This window comes from Pseudomonas sp. Snoq117.2 (assembly GCF_900110545.1).
GTDB classification, from domain to species: Bacteria; Pseudomonadota; Gammaproteobacteria; order Pseudomonadales; family Pseudomonadaceae; genus Chryseomonas; species Chryseomonas benzopyrenica.
This window is the reverse complement of the sequence record NZ_FOED01000004.1, coordinates 376205-392291: the sequence shown is the minus strand read 5'-3', so window position 1 is coordinate 392291 and position 16087 is coordinate 376205. Positions and strand designations below refer to the sequence as shown.

At 65.4% G+C, this 16087-nt stretch carries 16 protein-coding genes and 1 tRNA gene; 6 read left to right on the top strand and 11 right to left on the bottom strand.

Annotated elements, in window-relative coordinates; genetic code table 11:
- Positions 1-277: 277 nt before the first annotated feature.
- The 8 genes from ychF to BMZ43_RS13620 all read right to left on the bottom strand — a co-directional run bounded on the left by ychF (position 278) and on the right by BMZ43_RS13620 (position 7062).
- On the bottom strand, positions 278-1378 hold the full coding sequence (ychF, locus tag BMZ43_RS13655) for a redox-regulated ATPase YchF (RefSeq protein ID WP_064309308.1): 1101 nt from the start codon (positions 1376-1378) through the stop codon (positions 278-280).
- A gap of 37 nt (positions 1379-1415) precedes the next feature.
- Positions 1416-2000: an aminoacyl-tRNA hydrolase gene (gene pth, locus BMZ43_RS13650; protein WP_093254290.1), complete on the bottom strand. Its 585-nt coding sequence runs from the start codon at positions 1998-2000 to the stop codon at positions 1416-1418.
- Between the two features lie 34 nt (positions 2001-2034).
- On the bottom strand, positions 2035-2658 hold the full coding sequence (locus BMZ43_RS13645) for a 50S ribosomal protein L25/general stress protein Ctc (RefSeq protein ID WP_093254288.1): 624 nt from the start codon (positions 2656-2658) through the stop codon (positions 2035-2037).
- Positions 2659-2780: 122 nt separating this feature from the next.
- On the bottom strand, positions 2781-3722 hold the full coding sequence (locus tag BMZ43_RS13640; RefSeq protein ID WP_017641089.1) for a ribose-phosphate pyrophosphokinase: 942 nt from the start codon (positions 3720-3722) through the stop codon (positions 2781-2783).
- A gap of 41 nt (positions 3723-3763) precedes the next feature.
- A tRNA-Gln gene (locus tag BMZ43_RS13635) sits at positions 3764-3838 on the bottom strand.
- Positions 3839-3863: 25 nt separating this feature from the next.
- Entirely contained in the window at positions 3864-4718 is an 855-nt protein-coding gene (gene ispE / locus BMZ43_RS13630) for a 4-(cytidine 5'-diphospho)-2-C-methyl-D-erythritol kinase (RefSeq protein WP_093254397.1), read from the bottom strand.
- Between the two features lie 2 nt (positions 4719-4720).
- Positions 4721-5341: a lipoprotein insertase outer membrane protein LolB gene (lolB, locus tag BMZ43_RS13625; RefSeq protein ID WP_007161555.1), complete on the bottom strand. Its 621-nt coding sequence runs from the start codon at positions 5339-5341 to the stop codon at positions 4721-4723.
- Complete coding sequence (locus BMZ43_RS13620; protein WP_093254286.1) at positions 5338-7062, bottom strand: tetratricopeptide repeat protein; 1725 nt, start codon at positions 7060-7062, stop codon at positions 5338-5340. Before BMZ43_RS13620 ends, lolB begins: the two co-directional genes overlap by 4 nt.
- Positions 7063-7306: 244 nt before the next feature.
- Between BMZ43_RS13620 and hemA the strand changes: the two genes are divergently transcribed.
- The 6 genes from hemA (at position 7307) to BMZ43_RS13590 (ending at position 12701) form a co-directional block, all read left to right on the top strand.
- Positions 7307-8575, top strand: coding sequence for a glutamyl-tRNA reductase (hemA, locus tag BMZ43_RS13615; RefSeq protein WP_017641085.1), 1269 nt, complete (start codon positions 7307-7309; stop codon positions 8573-8575).
- On the top strand, positions 8572-9654 hold the full coding sequence (gene prfA / locus BMZ43_RS13610; RefSeq protein WP_017641084.1) for a peptide chain release factor 1: 1083 nt from the start codon (positions 8572-8574) through the stop codon (positions 9652-9654). Before hemA ends, prfA begins: the two co-directional genes overlap by 4 nt.
- A gap of 3 nt (positions 9655-9657) precedes the next feature.
- Positions 9658-10488, top strand: coding sequence for a peptide chain release factor N(5)-glutamine methyltransferase (gene prmC, locus BMZ43_RS13605; protein WP_064309303.1), 831 nt, complete (start codon positions 9658-9660; stop codon positions 10486-10488).
- Positions 10482-11237: a molybdopterin-synthase adenylyltransferase MoeB gene (locus BMZ43_RS13600; RefSeq protein ID WP_093254284.1), complete on the top strand. Its 756-nt coding sequence runs from the start codon at positions 10482-10484 to the stop codon at positions 11235-11237. The genes prmC and BMZ43_RS13600 overlap by 7 nt, the downstream gene beginning before the upstream one ends.
- Positions 11230-12021, top strand: coding sequence for a glutamate racemase (murI, locus tag BMZ43_RS13595; protein WP_064309301.1), 792 nt, complete (start codon positions 11230-11232; stop codon positions 12019-12021). Before BMZ43_RS13600 ends, murI begins: the two co-directional genes overlap by 8 nt.
- A gap of 152 nt (positions 12022-12173) precedes the next feature.
- Positions 12174-12701 carry an acyloxyacyl hydrolase gene (locus BMZ43_RS13590; RefSeq protein WP_064309300.1) on the top strand — a complete coding sequence of 176 codons (528 nt, stop codon included), beginning with the start codon at positions 12174-12176 and terminating at the stop codon, positions 12699-12701.
- Positions 12702-12729: 28 nt separating this feature from the next.
- On the opposite strand, the gene BMZ43_RS13585 is transcribed toward BMZ43_RS13590, so the two are convergent.
- From BMZ43_RS13585 to BMZ43_RS13575, 3 genes are read right to left on the bottom strand one after another with little or no spacing between them, the layout of a single operon-like run.
- Positions 12730-14151: a cryptochrome/photolyase family protein gene (locus BMZ43_RS13585; RefSeq protein ID WP_093254282.1), complete on the bottom strand. Its 1422-nt coding sequence runs from the start codon at positions 14149-14151 to the stop codon at positions 12730-12732.
- On the bottom strand, positions 14148-15092 hold the full coding sequence (locus BMZ43_RS13580; RefSeq protein ID WP_026083847.1) for a MerR family transcriptional regulator: 945 nt from the start codon (positions 15090-15092) through the stop codon (positions 14148-14150). Before BMZ43_RS13580 ends, BMZ43_RS13585 begins: the two co-directional genes overlap by 4 nt.
- The gene (locus BMZ43_RS13575) at positions 15082-16053 is read right to left on the bottom strand and encodes a YbgA family protein (RefSeq protein WP_093254280.1); all 972 of its coding nucleotides are present in this window, start codon (positions 16051-16053) and stop codon (positions 15082-15084) included. Before BMZ43_RS13575 ends, BMZ43_RS13580 begins: the two co-directional genes overlap by 11 nt.
- Positions 16054-16087: the final 34 nt, after the last annotated feature.

Below are 16087 nucleotides of genomic sequence, written 5' to 3'. Positions count from 1 at the left end.
GATGACGTAAAGGTTAGTGATTGTATCGCAAGCAGGAGGCTGGACTGCCTCTAGGATCCCTTCAGGTCATTGCAGAGGGCGGCGCTAGCGACAATCGGGGCTGGTTCGTCGACCGCGTCGCCGCTGGTCCAGCGGCGACGGTACAGCAATGGTCGAGCCGATGATCGACATCGCCTCGACTGGCAAGCCACATATGACTAATGCATCCGTCAGAAATGAAAAACCCTCTCAGGCGGCATACCTGAGAGGGTTTGTTCATTAAGATCTGGGTAGTGGATCAGACGTTGAAGCGGAAGTGCATGACGTCACCGTCCTTGACGATGTACTCCTTGCCTTCCAGGCGCCACTTGCCGGCTTCCTTGGCGCCGTTCTCGCCCTTGAAGGCGATGAAGTCGTCATAGGCCACCACTTCGGCGCGGATGAAGCCCTTCTCGAAATCGGTGTGGATGGCCGCGGCCGACTGGGGCGCGGTGGCGCCGACGCGGACGGTCCAGGCACGGACTTCCTTCACCCCGGCAGTGAAGTAGGTCTGCAGGTTGAGCAATTCGTAGCCGGCGCGGATCACCCGGTTCAGGCCCGGCTCTTCCATGCCCATGGACTCGAGGAACATCTGCTTTTCCTCGTCGTCGTCCAGTTCGGCGATTTCCGCCTCGATCTTGTTGCACACCGGCACCACCACGGCGCCTTCTTCCTCGGCGATGGCGCGGACCACGTCCAGGTGCGGGTTATTCTCGAAGCCGTCTTCGGCGACGTTGGCGATGTACATCACCGGCTTGCTGGTCAGCAGGTGGAAGCTGCGCACCAGGCGCTTCTGCTCCTCGTCCAGCCCCTTCATCAGGCTGCGGGCAGGCTTGCCGGCCTCGAAGTGGGGAATCAGCTGTTCCAACAAGGCCTTTTGCGCCAGGGCTTCCTTGTCGCCGCCCTTGGCGTTGCGGGTGACGCGCTGCAGCTGCTTCTCACAGCTGTCGAGGTCGGCGAAGATCAGCTCCAGGTCGATCACCTCGATGTCCCGCTTGGGATCCACCGAGTTCGACACGTGGATGACGTTCTCGTCTTCGAAGCAGCGCACCACATGGGCGATGGCATCGGTCTCGCGAATGTTGGCGAGAAACTTGTTGCCCAGGCCTTCACCCTTGGAGGCACCCGCCACCAGGCCGGCGATGTCGACGAACTCCATGGTAGTGGGGATCACCCGCTCGGGCTTGACGATCTCCGCCAGGGCGTTCAGCCGCGCATCGGGCATGGGCACGATGCCGCTGTTGGGCTCGATGGTGCAGAAGGGGAAGTTTTCCGCCGCGATACCGGATTGGGTCAGGGCATTGAACAGGGTGGACTTGCCGACGTTGGGCAGGCCGACGATGCCGCAATTGAATCCCATGGTGTGTGTCCTCGCGGAAGAAAAGGAAGAGGGTAGGTCAGGCTTTGCGGCTGTGCAGGCGTTGCATGGCCCGGGTCAGGTCGCCGGAGAGCAGCTCCGGTACCACTTCCAGGGCGGCGTCGATGCTGGTGTCGAGCAGCTCCTGCTCGCTGCGCGGGGCGCGACCCAGCACGAAGTTGGAGACCAGGCTGGCATGCCCCGGATGGCCGATGCCCAGACGTAGACGCTGGAAACCGTTCTGATTGCCGAGCTGGGCGATGATGTCGCGCAGTCCGTTGTGCCCCCCATGGCCGCCGCCGGTCTTGAGGCGGGCGGTGCCGGGTGGCAGGTCGAGTTCGTCATGGGCCACCAAAATGGCCGCCGGCGGGATGCGAAAAAAGCCGGTGAGCGCCGCCACGGCCTGGCCGCTGCGGTTCATATAGGTGGTAGGGATGAGTAGACGAACCTCGTTGCCCGCGTGGCGAAAGCGCCCCACGAGGCCATGATACTTGCGCTCGACAGCCAGGCTCGCGCCTTGGGCGGCTGCCAGTCGCTCAACGAAAAGGGCCCCTGCATTATGCCGGGTCTGGTCGTATTCGGGGCCTGGATTACCCAGGCCGACGATCAGTTGAACGGCAGTCATGTCAGGAGCCCTTCTCTTTCAGGCGTGCGCGAACTTACTCGGCAGCGCCTTCTTCGGCAGCGCCGTCTGCAGCTTCTTCACGGATGCGCGGCAGGTGGATGCTGGCAACCGGCAGATCGCTGCCGTGGGCCAGGGACACCAGCTCGACGCCAGCCGGGACGTTCAGGTCGCTCAGGTGCACGATCTGGTCCAGCTCGACCTTGGCCATGTCGACTTCGATGAATTCCGGCAGGTCTTTCGGCAGGCAGGAGACTTCGACTTCGTTGATGGTGTGCAGGATCTCGCCACCCTGTTGCTTCACGCCCACGGAGGTTTCCTGGTTCATGAAGTGCAGGGGTACGTGAGCGGTCAGCTTCTGATCGGCGATGACGCGCAGGAAGTCGGCGTGCATGACGTAGCCCTTGGAGGGATGACGCTGCAGGGCCTTGACCAGGACGCTTTCGTTGCTGCCATCGACCTTCAGGGTGATGACGCTGGCGAAGGCGGCTTCGCTTTCCAGCATCTTGGCCAGGTCTTTGCCGACCAGGGTGATGGACGTCGGGGCCTTGTCGCCACCGTAGATCACGGCGGGAACGTTACCGGCATTACGACGCAGGCGGCGGCTCGCACCTTTCCCCAGGTCGGAACGCACTTCGGCATTCAGAGTGAAATCTACCATTGTGAATCTCCAGGATAAGGAATCGGCAGGCCGAGACTTGCGACCAGTTCTACGGCCCTACCGACTAAAAAGCCCCGGGGGGTCTCCTCGACCTTCCGGGGCGCTTCCAGAGCGGCTGTTCCTTAACGGAACATCGCGCTGATGGATTCTTCGTTGCTGATCCGACGTACCGCCTCGGCCACCACTGGCGCGATGTCCAGTTGGCGGATACGGCTGCAGGCCTGAGCCGCGGCGGACAACGGAATGGTGTTGGTCACCACCAGCTCGTCCAGCACGGAGTTGTCGATGTTCTCGATGGCGCGACCCGACAGCACCGGGTGGGTGCAGTAGGCCAGGACCTTGGCGGCGCCGTGTTCCTTCAGCGCCTTGGCCGCGTGGCACAGGGTGCCGGCGGTATCGACCATGTCGTCGACCAGCACGCAGGTGCGGTCTTGGATGTCACCGATGATGTGCATCACTTCCGACTGGTTGGCCTTGGGCCGGCGCTTGTCGATGATCGCCAGGTCCACACCCAGGCTCTTGGCCACGGCACGCGCACGCACCACGCCGCCGATGTCCGGGGAGACGATCATCAGATTTTCGAAACGCTGGTCTTCGATGTCATCCACCAGGGCGGGGGAGCCGTAGATGTTGTCCACGGGAATATCGAAGAAGCCTTGGATCTGGTCGGCGTGCAGGTCGACGGTGAGCACGCGATTGATGCCCACCACGGTCAGCATGTCGGCCACGACCTTGGCGCTGATGGCGACCCGCGCGGAACGCGGACGGCGATCCTGGCGCGCATAGCCGAAATAGGGGATGACTGCGGTGATACGAGTCGCCGAGGAGCGGCGGAAGGCATCGGCCATCACCACCAGTTCCATCAGGTTGTCGTTGGTCGGCTCGCAGGTAGGCTGGATGATGAAGACATCCTTGCCCCGTACGTTCTCGTTGATTTCGACGCTGATCTCGCCATCGGAGAATTTTCCGACGGAGACGTCACCGAGAGGGATGTGCAGCTGGCGCACGATGCGCCGTGCCAGATCGGGGTTGGCGTTCCCCGTGAAGACCATCATCTTGGACACGCTGCAGTTCCTGCGGCTTGAGGTGGGTCTTGGAAGGAAAATGGCAGGGGCGGCTGGATTCGAACCAACGCATGGCAGGATCAAAACCTGCTGCCTTACCGCTTGGCGACGCCCCTGTATCTTGCAGAGTACTAGCTGTACTCATTCTCTGGTCAGGCTTGCCAGCGCCCGGTGCAACATGGAAGTGTTGCTGCCTTTGGCTACGAAGCCTGGAAGTGATGCTGGTAGCTGGCTAGCTACTGTATCAGCTTCGGTCTTATTTGGAAAGCTTCCAAATATGCAACCTCCAGTGCCGGTTAATCTAGCTGAAACAAATTTGTTTAGCAAGATCAAAGCGTTACGAATTTCTGGGTAACGCCTTTCGACCGTACTCTGGCAGTCGTTTCGACCTGACCACTTGAGAACGGCGCAAACTTTAATGGCGGGAGTGTCCCGTGTCAACAGCGGATCTGAAAAAATTTCTGCTGTACTTACAGAGACTTGCGGCACCGCCACGAGATACCAGGGTTCCGGCGGCGCGACGGGGGTGAGCTTTTCCCCCACGCCCTCGGCGAAGGCGGCCTGGCCGCGGACGAATACCGGCACGTCAGCGCCCAGGCGCAGCCCCAGCGCCGCCAGGTCGTCGAGGCTGACGCCCAGGCCCCAGAGGTGATTCAGGCCGAGCAGGGTAGTGGCGGCATCCGAGCTGCCGCCACCGATGCCACCGCCCATGGGCAGGCGCTTGGTCAGCCAGAGGTCGGCGCCCTGGCGGGTACCGCTTGCTTCCTGCAGCAGGCGAGCCGCGCGCAGGATGAGATTCTGTTCGGGGGCGACGCCCGGCAGGCCGTCGTGCAGGTGCAATTCGCCGTCGTCACGTCCGGCAAAGCCCAGGTCGTCGCCCCAGTCGAGAAACTGGAACAGCGTCTGCAGCTCGTGATAGCCGTCCGGGCGACGGCCGAGGATGTGCAGGAACAGATTGAGCTTGGCCGGCGCCGGCAGGGTGAAGGCAGGCGCCATGGTCATTTGCCCAGCTCGCGCGGCTGCCAGGTCTTCACCACCAGAATGACTTCCAGGTCCTTGCCGGTGAGCTTGAGGCGCTCGGGCAGGGTGTAGCCGTTCTGCTCGGTGTAGCGGGTGTATTCGACGGTCCAGCCGTCCTGTACCAGGCGCGCCAGGTGGCTGTCGGCGTCCAGGGTCAACTGGCTGCGACTGTCCGGCGCCGGCAGGCCACGCACCCACCAGAGCAGGTGCGAGACCGGCAGGCGCCAGCCGAGTTGCTGTTCCAGCAGGGCCTCGGGGGAATCGGCCTGGTAGCTGCCCTGGCCGGAGACATCGAGGGTGACGGCACCCGGACGCCCGGTGAGTCGGGTGGCGCCACGGCCGAGGGGGCCGGCCAGGCGGATGTCGTAGTAGTCCTGGCGCTGCAGCCAGAACAGGGTGCCGCTACCGGAATCGCGCGGGGCGCGGATGCCGACCTTGCCGTCGATCTGCCAGCCGTCGAGGGCGGCGATACGTTGCTTGTGGGCTTGCCACTGGGCGGCATTGCCCTGGCCTTCCACGGCCTCCTGGCGAGAGGTGCTGGCGCAACCGGCCAGCAGGGCGAGCAGGAACAGGGTGAAGAGGGTACGCACGCGGATCATCGGAGGGTTTCGCTTCCAGTCAGGCGTTTGAGGGTGCTGCGCAGGATGGCGTCATCGGCGTCGGCGTCGAGGCCCACGCGCCAGACCTTGCGCGCTTCGCTGCGCTTGCCCTGGGCCCAGAGCACCTCGCCCAGGTGGGCCGCCACTTCGGCGTCGGGGAAGCGTTCGTAGGCCTGGCGCAGATAGCGTTCGGCGTCGGCCAGCTGGCCCTGGCGATAGCGGATCCAGCCCATGCTGTCGAGGATCGCCGGGTCGTCCGGGCTCAGCTGGTGCGCCTTGTCGATCAGCTGGCGCGCCTCGGCCAGTCGCGGGGTGCGATCGGCCAGGGTGTAGCCGAGGGCGTTGAGCGCCATGGCGTTGTCGGGGTCGTGGGCGATGATGTAGCGCAGATCGGCTTCCAGCTGACCGAGATCGCCGCGCTTTTCCGCCAGCATGGAGCGGACATAGAGCAGGTTGAGGTCGTTGGGATACTGCTGCAGAGCCTGCTGCACGGTCTGGTCGGCAAGGGTGGTCTGGTCGGCACTGGCCAGGCCTTCGACTTCCAGCAGATAGAGCGGCACGGCGTATTCGCTCTGGCGCTTGCGGGCATCGGCCAGGCGTTGACGGGCCTCGGCGATGCGGCCGCTGCCGAGCAGGATTTCCGCCTGACGCTGTTGGGCGGCCAGGTAGTCGGTGCCCGGGCCGACCTGGGCGTATTCGGCCAGCGCCTGTTCGGGCTGGTCGAGTTCTTCGTAGCTGCGGCCCAGGTTGAGGTGCGCGGCGTCAACGTGGCTGCCGCGGTCGATCAGTTCTTTCAGATAGATCTGGGCTTCGCGCCAGGCCTGGGCTTCCAGGCAGACCAGCGCCAGGGAGAATCTCAGGTCATCGTCGTCCGGGAACTGAGTGACCAGTTCGGCGAATTCACGCTTGGCCTGGTCCAGGCGATCCAGCTCCACTAGCAGCCGGGCATGGGCCAGGCGCAGGCGGCGGTCTTCCGGATGCTGACGGATGCCGGCTTCGAGCAGCGGCAGGGCCTCGGCGCTGCGGTCCTGGCTCTGCAGCAGGCGCGCGCGCAGGAGCAGGGGCGCGACTTCGCGCTTGGCCGCCGGATTGCGCTCCAGCAGTTTCAGCGCCTCGTCGGGGCGGCCGTCCTGTTGCAGCAGCAGGGCCTTGCCGAACAGCAACTGACCGTTGTGCGGATACTTGGCCAGCAGCCGATCGAAACTCTTGAGCAGCCCGGCGCGGGTGGTCTCGTCGGTTTCCGCCGCGGACAGGGCGAGGAAGTCGAAATGGGTGTCGCCCTGGCCCTGGAGCACCCGCTCCATATAGGCCATGGACTCGTCATAGCGACCGGCGCGGGCCAGCATGATGGCGGCGGCGCGCTGGGCATCCAGGTTGTCGGGGGCGTTGCGCGCCCAGATCTGTGCGGTTTCCAGCGCCGGGGTATCGGCGCCCAGGTATTCGGCGATGCGGAAGGCGCGCTCGGCGATGCCCGGATCCTGGGTCGACTTGGCCTGTTCGACATAGTTGGTCAGGGCGATGTCAAATCGGTTGCGCTGGCCGGCCAACTCGCCGACCAGCAGGTCATAGAGGGTGTCTTCGCGAAAGGAACCGGCCGGTTGCGGCGTGCTGGTCTTGGCGGTGGGCGGCGGGATGGCGGCAGCGGGCGTCGGCTGGCGGCCGAGGTTCTGGCAGCCGGCGAGCAGCAGGGCGGTCGTCAGCAGCGCAAGGTATCTGGTCATAGGGTCGGGGCGGCCTTTTTACAGTCGGTCCATCATGCCACAAGAGTCGCCGTGGCCGCGTCGCGCATGCGCAGCGGCCGGCCGAAAGTGCGGTGGTCGAGGCTGTTGACGCCTTTTGCCCGGCAAGATTCATTCGCTCAGGCTATGACAGCGATTGGCCGACGTCTCGTCGCTGCTGGTTGTCGCCACCGCCCGCGCGTAGGACAATGTTCGGCTTTCCCAATCCGTTCGACTGCTTGCGTCCATGGCCTTTCTCGCGCTCGGCATCAATCACAAGACCGCCTCGGTTGAGGTGCGCGAACGCGTGGCTTTCACTCCGGAGCAGACGGTCGAGGCCCTGCGCCAGCTGGAGCAGGCTACCCACAGTCGCGAAGCGGCGATTCTGTCCACCTGCAATCGCAGCGAACTCTACCTGGAACTGGAGCCCAGCCTGGCGGAAGCCGTGCTGGCCTGGCTCGCCCAGTACCACCGGGTACCCCTGGAAGACCTGCGCGCCAGCATCTATCTGCACCAGGACGAGGCCGCGGTCCGCCACATGATGCGGGTGGCCGCGGGGCTGGATTCCATGGTGCTGGGCGAGCCGCAGATCCTCGGCCAGCTCAAGTCGGCCTATGCCGTGGCGCGTGAGGCCGGCACCGTCGGTCCGCTGCTGGGCCGGCTGTTCCAGGCCACCTTCAATACCGCCAAGGCGGTGCGCACCGACACGGCGATCGGCGAGAACCCGGTATCCGTGGCCTTTGCCGCGGTCAGCCTGGCCAAGCAGATCTTCAGCGACCTCAGCCGCAGCCAGGCGCTGCTGATCGGCGCCGGCGAGACCATCACCCTGGTCGCCCGCCATCTCCATGAGCAGGGCGTGCGGCGCATCGTCGTCGCCAACCGCACCCTGGAGCGCGCCAGTCACCTGGCGGAAGAATTCGGCGCCCATACCGTGCTGTTGGCCGACATTCCCGACGAGCTGGTCAACAGCGACATCGTCATCAGTTCCACCGCCAGCCAGTTGCCCATCCTCGGCAAGGGCGCGGTGGAGCGGGCGCTCAAGCAGCGCCGGCACAAGCCCATCTTCATGGTCGATATCGCCGTGCCGCGCGACATCGAACCGGAGGTGAGCGAGCTGGAAGACGTCTACCTCTATACGGTGGACGACCTGCACGAGGTGGTGGCGGAAAACCTCAAGAGTCGCCAGGGCGCCGCCCAGGCCGCCGAAAAGCTGGTGCTGGCCGGGGTCGAGGACTTCATGCAGCGGCTGCGCGAGCGCGCTGCGGTGGATGTGGTCCGCGCCTATCGCCAGCAGGGCGAGCAGATCCGCGACGACGAACTGGCTCGCGCCCAGCGCCAGCTGGCCAATGGCGCCGATCCCCAGGAAGCCCTGGCCGCCCTGGCGCGCAGCCTCACCAACAAGCTGATGCACGCACCGAGCGTACAGCTCAAGAAACTATCCGCCGAGGGGCGCATCGATGCGCTGACCCTGGCTCAGGAACTCTTCGCCCTCGACGAGGGTTTGGACAAGACATGAAGACCTCTCTGTTGCACAAGCTCGACGGTCTGCAGGACCGCTTCGAGGAGCTGACCGCGCTGTTGGGCGACGCCGAAGTCATCAGCGACCAGACCCAGTTCCGCGCCTATTCCAAGGAATACGCCGAGCTCGAGCCGGTCAGCCAGGCGTTCACCGAATACCGCAAGGTGCAGGCCGACCTGGAGGGCGCCCAGGCGCTGCTCAAGGACAGCGATCCGGATCTGCGCGAGATGGCCGAGGAAGAGGTCGCCAGCGCCAAGGCGCGGTTGCAGGAGCTGGAAGACGAGCTGCAGCGCATGATGCTGCCGCGCGATCCCAACGACGGCCGCAACGTCTTCCTGGAAATCCGCGCCGGTACCGGTGGCGACGAGGCGGCGATCTTCGCCGGTGACCTGTTCCGCATGTACTCGCGCTACGCCGAGCGCCAGGGCTGGCGCCTAGAGGTGCTCTCGGAGAACGAAGGCGAGCACGGCGGCTTCAAGGAAGTCATCGCCCGGGTCGAGGGCGACAACGTCTACGCCAAGCTCAAGTTCGAATCCGGTGCGCACCGGGTGCAGCGGGTCCCGGAGACCGAGTCCCAGGGCCGCATCCATACCTCGGCCTGCACCGTGGCGGTGCTGCCCGAGCCTGACGAGCAGCAGGCCATCGAGATCAATCCGGCCGATCTGCGCGTCGACACCTATCGCTCCTCGGGCGCGGGCGGTCAGCACGTCAACAAAACCGACTCCGCGGTGCGCATCACCCACCTGCCCACCGGCATCGTGGTGGAGTGCCAGGAAGAGCGCTCCCAGCACAAGAACCGCGCCAAGGCCATGGCCTGGCTGTCGGCCAAGCTCAACGACCAGCAGGATGCGGCGGCGCACAAGGAAATGTCCGACACCCGCCGGCTGCTGGTGGGTTCGGGTGATCGCTCCGAGCGCATCCGCACCTACAACTTTCCCCAGGGCCGGGTGACCGATCACCGCATCAACCTGACCCTCTATTCCCTGGGCGAGGTGGTCAATGGCGACGTCCAGCAGATCATCGACCCGCTGCTGCAGGAATACCAGGCTGACCAGCTGGCAGCGCTGGGAGACTGAAGCATGGCCACCATCGGCGCCCTGTTGCACGAAAGCCAGTTGCCGGATTCGCCCAGCGCTCGTCTCGACGTGGAACTGCTGCTGGCCGCCGCTCTGGACAAGCCGCGCAGCTACCTGCGTACCTGGCCGGAAAAACTGGTGCCACGCGAGGCCCTGGCACGTTTCCAGGCCGATCTCGAGCGGCGCCGGCAGGGCGAGCCGGTGGCCTACATTCTTGGGCAGCAAGGCTTCTGGTCGCTGGACCTGGAAGTGAGCGCCGACACCCTGATCCCGCGGCCCGACACCGAGGTGCTGGTGGAAACCGCCCTGGCGCTGCCCCTGGCCGACGAGGTGCGGGTACTGGATCTGGGCACGGGTACCGGCGCCATCGCCCTAGCCCTGGCCCATGAACGGCCACGCTGGCAGGTCAGCGGCGTGGATCGCATCCCGGCGGCGGTGGCGCTGGCCCAGCGCAATGCCCAGCGCCTGCGCCTGGGCAACGTCACCTTTCAGCCCAGTCACTGGTTCGCCGCACTCGCCGGGCAGCGCTTCGAGCTGATCGTCAGCAATCCTCCCTATATCGCCGGCAGCGATCGCCATCTCGACGAAGGCGATGTGCGTTTCGAGCCCCGTAGCGCCCTGGTGGCCGGGGCCGATGGCCTGGACGACATCCGCGAGCTGATCGGGGCGGCGCCCGCGCACCTGCAGCCGGGGGGCTGGCTGTGGCTGGAACACGGCTTCGACCAGGCCGCCGTGGTGCGCGAATTGCTGGTCCGCCAGGGTTTCGCCGAGGTCGAGAGTCGCCAGGACCTGGGCGGTCACGCGCGTATCAGTGGAGGCCGCTGGCCATGCTGAGCGACGGCGAACTGCTGCGCTACAGCCGGCAGATCCTGCTGGCCCAGGTGGATATCGCCGGCCAGCTGCGGCTGAAGGACGCCAAGGTGCTCATCGTGGGCCTCGGTGGGCTGGGTTCGCCGGTGGCGCTCTATCTGGCCGCGGCCGGCGTCGGCGAATTGCACCTGGCCGATTTCGACCGGGTCGACCTGAGCAATCTGCAGCGCCAGGTGCTGCACGACGAGAGTCGCATCGGCCAGGGCAAGGTGGATTCCGCCCTGCAACGCCTGGCGGCGCTCAATTCCGAGGTACGCCTGGTGCCGTGGCGCGAGGCGCTGGACGCCGACAGTCTGGCGGCGCGCGTCGCCGCGGTGGATCTGGTGCTGGATTGCTCGGACAACTTCACCACCCGGGCGGCGGTGAATGCCGCCTGCGTGGCCCAGGGGCGGCCGCTGGTGAGTGGCGCTGCCATTCGCCTGGAGGGCCAGCTCAGCGTCTTCGATCCGCGCCGCGCCGACAGTCCGTGCTACCACTGCCTCTATGGCGAGGGCAGCGAGGCCGAACTCAGTTGCAGCGAAGCCGGGGTGCTGGGTCCGGTGGTGGGTCTGGTGGGCAGTCTGCAGGCGCTGGAAGCGCTCAAGCTCCTGGCCGGTTTCGGCGAGCCGCTGGTGGGTCGGCTGCTGCTGGTGGATGCGGCAGGCAGCCGCTTCCGTGAATTGCGGGTCAAGCGCGATCCGGGTTGCCCGGTGTGCGGCGCCCGCCATGGCTGACGAGGCGCCGATCGGGGTCTTCGACTCGGGCGTCGGCGGCTTGTCGGTGCTGGCCGAGATACGGCAGCTGTTGCCGGCGGAAACCCTGCATTACGTCGCCGACTGCGGCCATATCCCCTATGGCGAAAAGACCCCTGCCTTCATCCGCGAGCGCTGCCAGCTGATCGCGGCGCGGCTGCACGCCCAGGGCGCAAAGGCGCTGGTGGTGGCCTGCAACACCGCCACCGTGGCGGCGGTCGCTGATCTGCGCGAACGCTATCCCCAGTGGCCCATCGTCGGCATGGAGCCGGCGGTTAAACCGGCGGCCGCGGCTACCCGCAATGGCCGGGTCGGGGTGCTGGCCACCACCGGTACCCTGCAGAGCGCCAAGTTCGCCGCCCTGCTGGACCGCTTCGCCCTGGGCGTCCAGGTGCTGACCCAGCCCTGTCCGGGACTGGTGGAACAGGTCGAGCGCGGCGATCTGCACGGCCCCGAGACCCGGCGTCTGCTGCAGGGCTTTCTCGAACCGCTGTTGGCGGCGGAGTGCGACACCCTGATCCTGGGCTGCACCCATTATCCCTTCTTGCGGCCCCTGCTGGCCGAGCTAGTGCCGCCGGAAGTCATCCTGGTGGATACCGGCGCCGCCGTGGCGCGGCGCTTGCAAAGTCTGCTGGCGGTGGCTGGACGCCTGGCCAGCGGGCCGGCCGGCCCGACGCGCATCTGGACGTCTGGCCCACCCACCGAGCTAGGCGCGGTGTTGCCGCAGCTCTGGCCGGCAGGGGCCGAGGTAAAGGCGTTCGTCTGACTTTTCTGCCCGGGTTTCGCTCGCCAAACGGTCGTCCAGCGACTAGCATCCGACCCTGTAGGTAAAAATGTCTAAGGCTGTGAACACCTTCACGTCTTGATGGTCAATGCTGGCAGTTCGTAAAAACTAGAAACATCCATAAGGGCACTCTCATGAACAACAAATTGCTTTCCCTTGCAGTGGCCGCCGCGCTTTCGCTGGATGGCATGGCGTCGGCACAGGCTGTGGAAATCACCGGGGCAGTCGGAGCCACCAGCCAGAGCGGCATGACCTATCGCATCGGTGCCGGTTGGAATTGGGACAAGAGCTGGTGGCAGAGCTCTACCGGCCGCCTGACCGGTTACTGGGATGCGGGCTACACCTATTGGGAAGGCGACAACGGGCGCTCTTCCGATCAGCATTCGTTGTCCTTCGCCCCGGTGTTCGTCTACGAATTCGGCCAGGGTCATGTGAAACCCTTCGTCGAAGCCGGTATCGGCGTCGCGGTCTTCTCCAGCACCAAGGTCGGCGAGCAGGACCTGGGTTCGGCGTTCAACTTCGAAGACCGTATCGGCCTGGGCCTGAAGATTGGCGACACCCAGCGCGTCGGCATTCGCGCGACCCACTATTCCAACGCCGGCATCAAGCAGCCCAACGATGGCATCGAGTCCTATGCGCTGTTCTACAGCCACACCCTCTGATCCAGGGCTGATATGAAAAAAGCCGGACCTAGTCCGGCTTTTTCGTATCCGTCTTGCGCGCCATGCCGCGGTAGGTGGCCAGCGCCCGCTGGCGACTTTCGCCAAGGTCCACCAGGGGGGTGAGGTAACGGCCCCCCGGGGTGTGCACGGCCTTGCCCTTGAGCTCGGCCAGTTCCGGTACCCAGGTGCGCACATAGTCGCCGCGGGCATCGATCTTGAGCGCCTGGGTGTGGGGATTGAACACCCGGAAATAGGGCACCGAGTCGGTACCGGTGGAGGCGCTCCACTGCCAGCCACCGTTGTTGGAAGCCAGGTCGCCATCGATGAGATGCTGCATGAACCAGCGCTCGCCTTCGCGCCAGTCGATCAGCAGGTTCTTGCAGAGGAACATGGCGGTCAGCATGCGCATGCGGTTGTGCATCCAGCCGGTCTGCAAGAGCTGGCGCATAGCGGCATCGATGAGGGGGATGCCGGTGCGCCCCTGTTGCCAGGCCGCCAGGCCCTCGGGGTCGTCGCGCCAGGGCAGGGCGGTCAGCTCCCGGTTGAACGGCTGGTGCCGCGATACCCAGGGATAGCCCACCAGCACGTGGCGATAGAATTCGCGCCAGAGCAACTCGGTGATCCAGGTGGCCGCGCCCTGCATACCGCCGCTGAGCAGGCCATCGTTGGCCCGAACCGCTGCCTGCAGGCACTGCCGCGGCGTCAGCACTCCCGCATTGAGATAGGCCGACAATTGGCTGGTACCGGGTTCTGAGGGGATGTCCCGCGCCTGGTGATAATCGCCCAGATCCTCCTGGATGAAGGCTTCCAGGCGCTGCAGCGCCGCCTCTTCGCCGGCCGGCCACAGCCGTTGCACTTCGGGCGAGGGGGTAGCGAAGCCCTCGACCGAGCTGGGCGACTCGTCGGCCTGGAGCGGGCCCTTCCGCTGCTTGCCGGGGACAGGCAGGGGCGCTGGCAGACCGGTTTCCAGGCGCGCCAGGCAGGTCTTCTTGAATTGGCCGAAGACCTTGAAATAACCCCCGCTCTTGGTCAGTACCGTTCCCGGCGCGAACAGCGTCTGGTCCAGATAGCGATGGGCGGCCAGCCCTGCCGCATCGAAGGCCTCTGCCACGGCGTCATCGCGGGCGGCTTCGTTGACGCCGTATTCGTCGTTGAAGTGCAGGTGTTCGATGCCCAGTTCCCTGGCCAGGTCGAGCAACACCTGGGGTGCCTGCGCCCAGCGCTCGGCACTGCGGATCAGCAAGGGAATGCCGAGGGACCTGAGCGTCTTGCCCAGGGCGGCGAGATTGCGCAGCCAGAAGTCGACCTTGACCGCGGCCTCGTCGTGCGCCTGCCACTGGGCAGGACTCAGCAGGAACACGGCCACCACCGACCCCTGCTCGGCGGCGGCGTGGAGAGCGGGGTGATCTAAGGTGCGCAGGTCGGTACGAAACCAGACGAGCTGACTCATGCATGCCGATCCTGACGCAGGAGTCCGGCACTCTGCAGGCGATCGAAAGCCTCGCCTGGACTGCGCGCCGGGGCGGCGTCGGCGGTGAGGGATTCGCCCAGGGCACCCAGGGTCAGGCAGGGGCGTGCATGGCGATTGGCAAAGGTCTGCAGCTGGCGACGCAGCTCGATGTCGGGCCGGCTGTCGCGGCAGAGAACCAGCGCCCGCGGGTCGAGCTGCTCGACCAGGCGATCGAGATTAGCCGCGGGAATCGACCATTCCACCACTTCGACGGGACAGTCCGTGGCGCTGATCAGCCAGGCGCAGAGCCACAGCGAGACATTCATCGGCGTCTCGTCGAGATTGAGCAGTACCAGCGGCGCACCGCGCAGGCTGTGCTGACTGTGGTAGATCCGCGCGCCCAGCTTGCTGCGCAGCCAGGACTGGAAAAACACCTGTTGCAGGCGACCGTCGTCGGTGGCCTGGCTGAGTCGCTCCAGTTCCCGCAGCAACGGCCACAGCAACTGATCCAGCAGCACCCGCGGCGGATAGAGGGAGGCGGCGCGGTTGTAGGCCTCATCGAGAACACGCGAGGCGAGCCGGCCAATGGCGTCCATCATCTCTTGGTGGATGCCCTGCCAGGGCGTATCGCTGGGCACCGCTGCCGGTCGTTGGTCGTCGAGCAGGCCCTTGACCTGGCTGACCGCCACACCGCGGGCGATCCAGGCGAGGATCTGCTGCACCCGAACCACATGGGCCTCGCTGTACAGCCGGTGTCCCTTGGGGGTGCGCTTGGGGACCAGCAGGCCGTAACGCCGCTCCCAGGCCCTCAGGGTCACGGCGTTGACGCCGGTACGCCGGGCGATTTCCCGGATGGGCAGCCAGCCTTCGTGCAAGGCGGACTGATAATCCTGCTCCTCGCCATTCGACGGTGAGGGCAAGGGAATGACGCTAGATGGCATTTCGCAGACTCAGACGTTCAGGGTGCGGTTGGAGATAGGCCTGCTCGTTCACATAACGATCCGGATGCTGGCGGAAGTGGTGCTTGAGCAGCGTCAGGGGCACGACCAGGGGGACGATGCCCTCGTGGTACTGCTCGATCAGCTGCTGCATTTCCTGCTTCTCGCTGTCGCTCAGGACCCGGCGCAGATAACCGAAGAGATGATAGAGCACATTGCAGTGAGTACCACGGGTAGCGCACTTTTTCAGTGCAGCCATCAGGCCGCTGAAATACTCCTGACCCAGCTCGTCCAGATTGCGCTGACCGATGCTGCCGACCAACTGCCCAAGGGCCCGTGCACGATGGGCATCGTGGGCCATGAGCTGGTACTTGTAGCGCGAATGATAGGACAGCAGCGCCCGCGCCGTCAGACCCTGTTGCAGCAGTTGCTGCCAATGGGCATGGGCAAAGACCCGCGTAACGAAGTTTTCCCGCAGCACCGCATCGTTCAGCCGACCGGCCTCTTCGACCGGCAGGTCCGGGCGTAGACGCATGATGGCTGCGGCGAACAGACCGCGGCCGTCGGTTTCACTGCCTTGGCCATTGGCGTGATAGACCTTGACCCTTTCCATGCCGCAAGAGGGCGACTTCTGCATGAAGATGAAGCCGGACAGGTCGGCGAGCTCGCCCGCCATCTTTTCCCCGTAGGCGGTCAGGGCGGCGGTCACGTCCAGGCTGGGATTCAAGGTGCCGACGGCGCGTGGCGCCTGGGAATCGCCCACCAGGCGGATGGGTTCGCGCGGCGTACCGAGGCCGATGGCCATCTCCGGGCAGACCCGGACGAAATCGAAATGCTCGGCGAAGGTCTGGCTGCAGAGCCGGGATTCCTTGTGTCCACCGTTGTAGCGGACTTCGTCACCCAGCAGGCAGGCACTGATGCCGAGGCGTGGACGGGGCAGGCTGGAAGAGGCGTTGGCAAGCATGGAGATCCCCTGTCGTGTGTTTTCTTGTACAAGG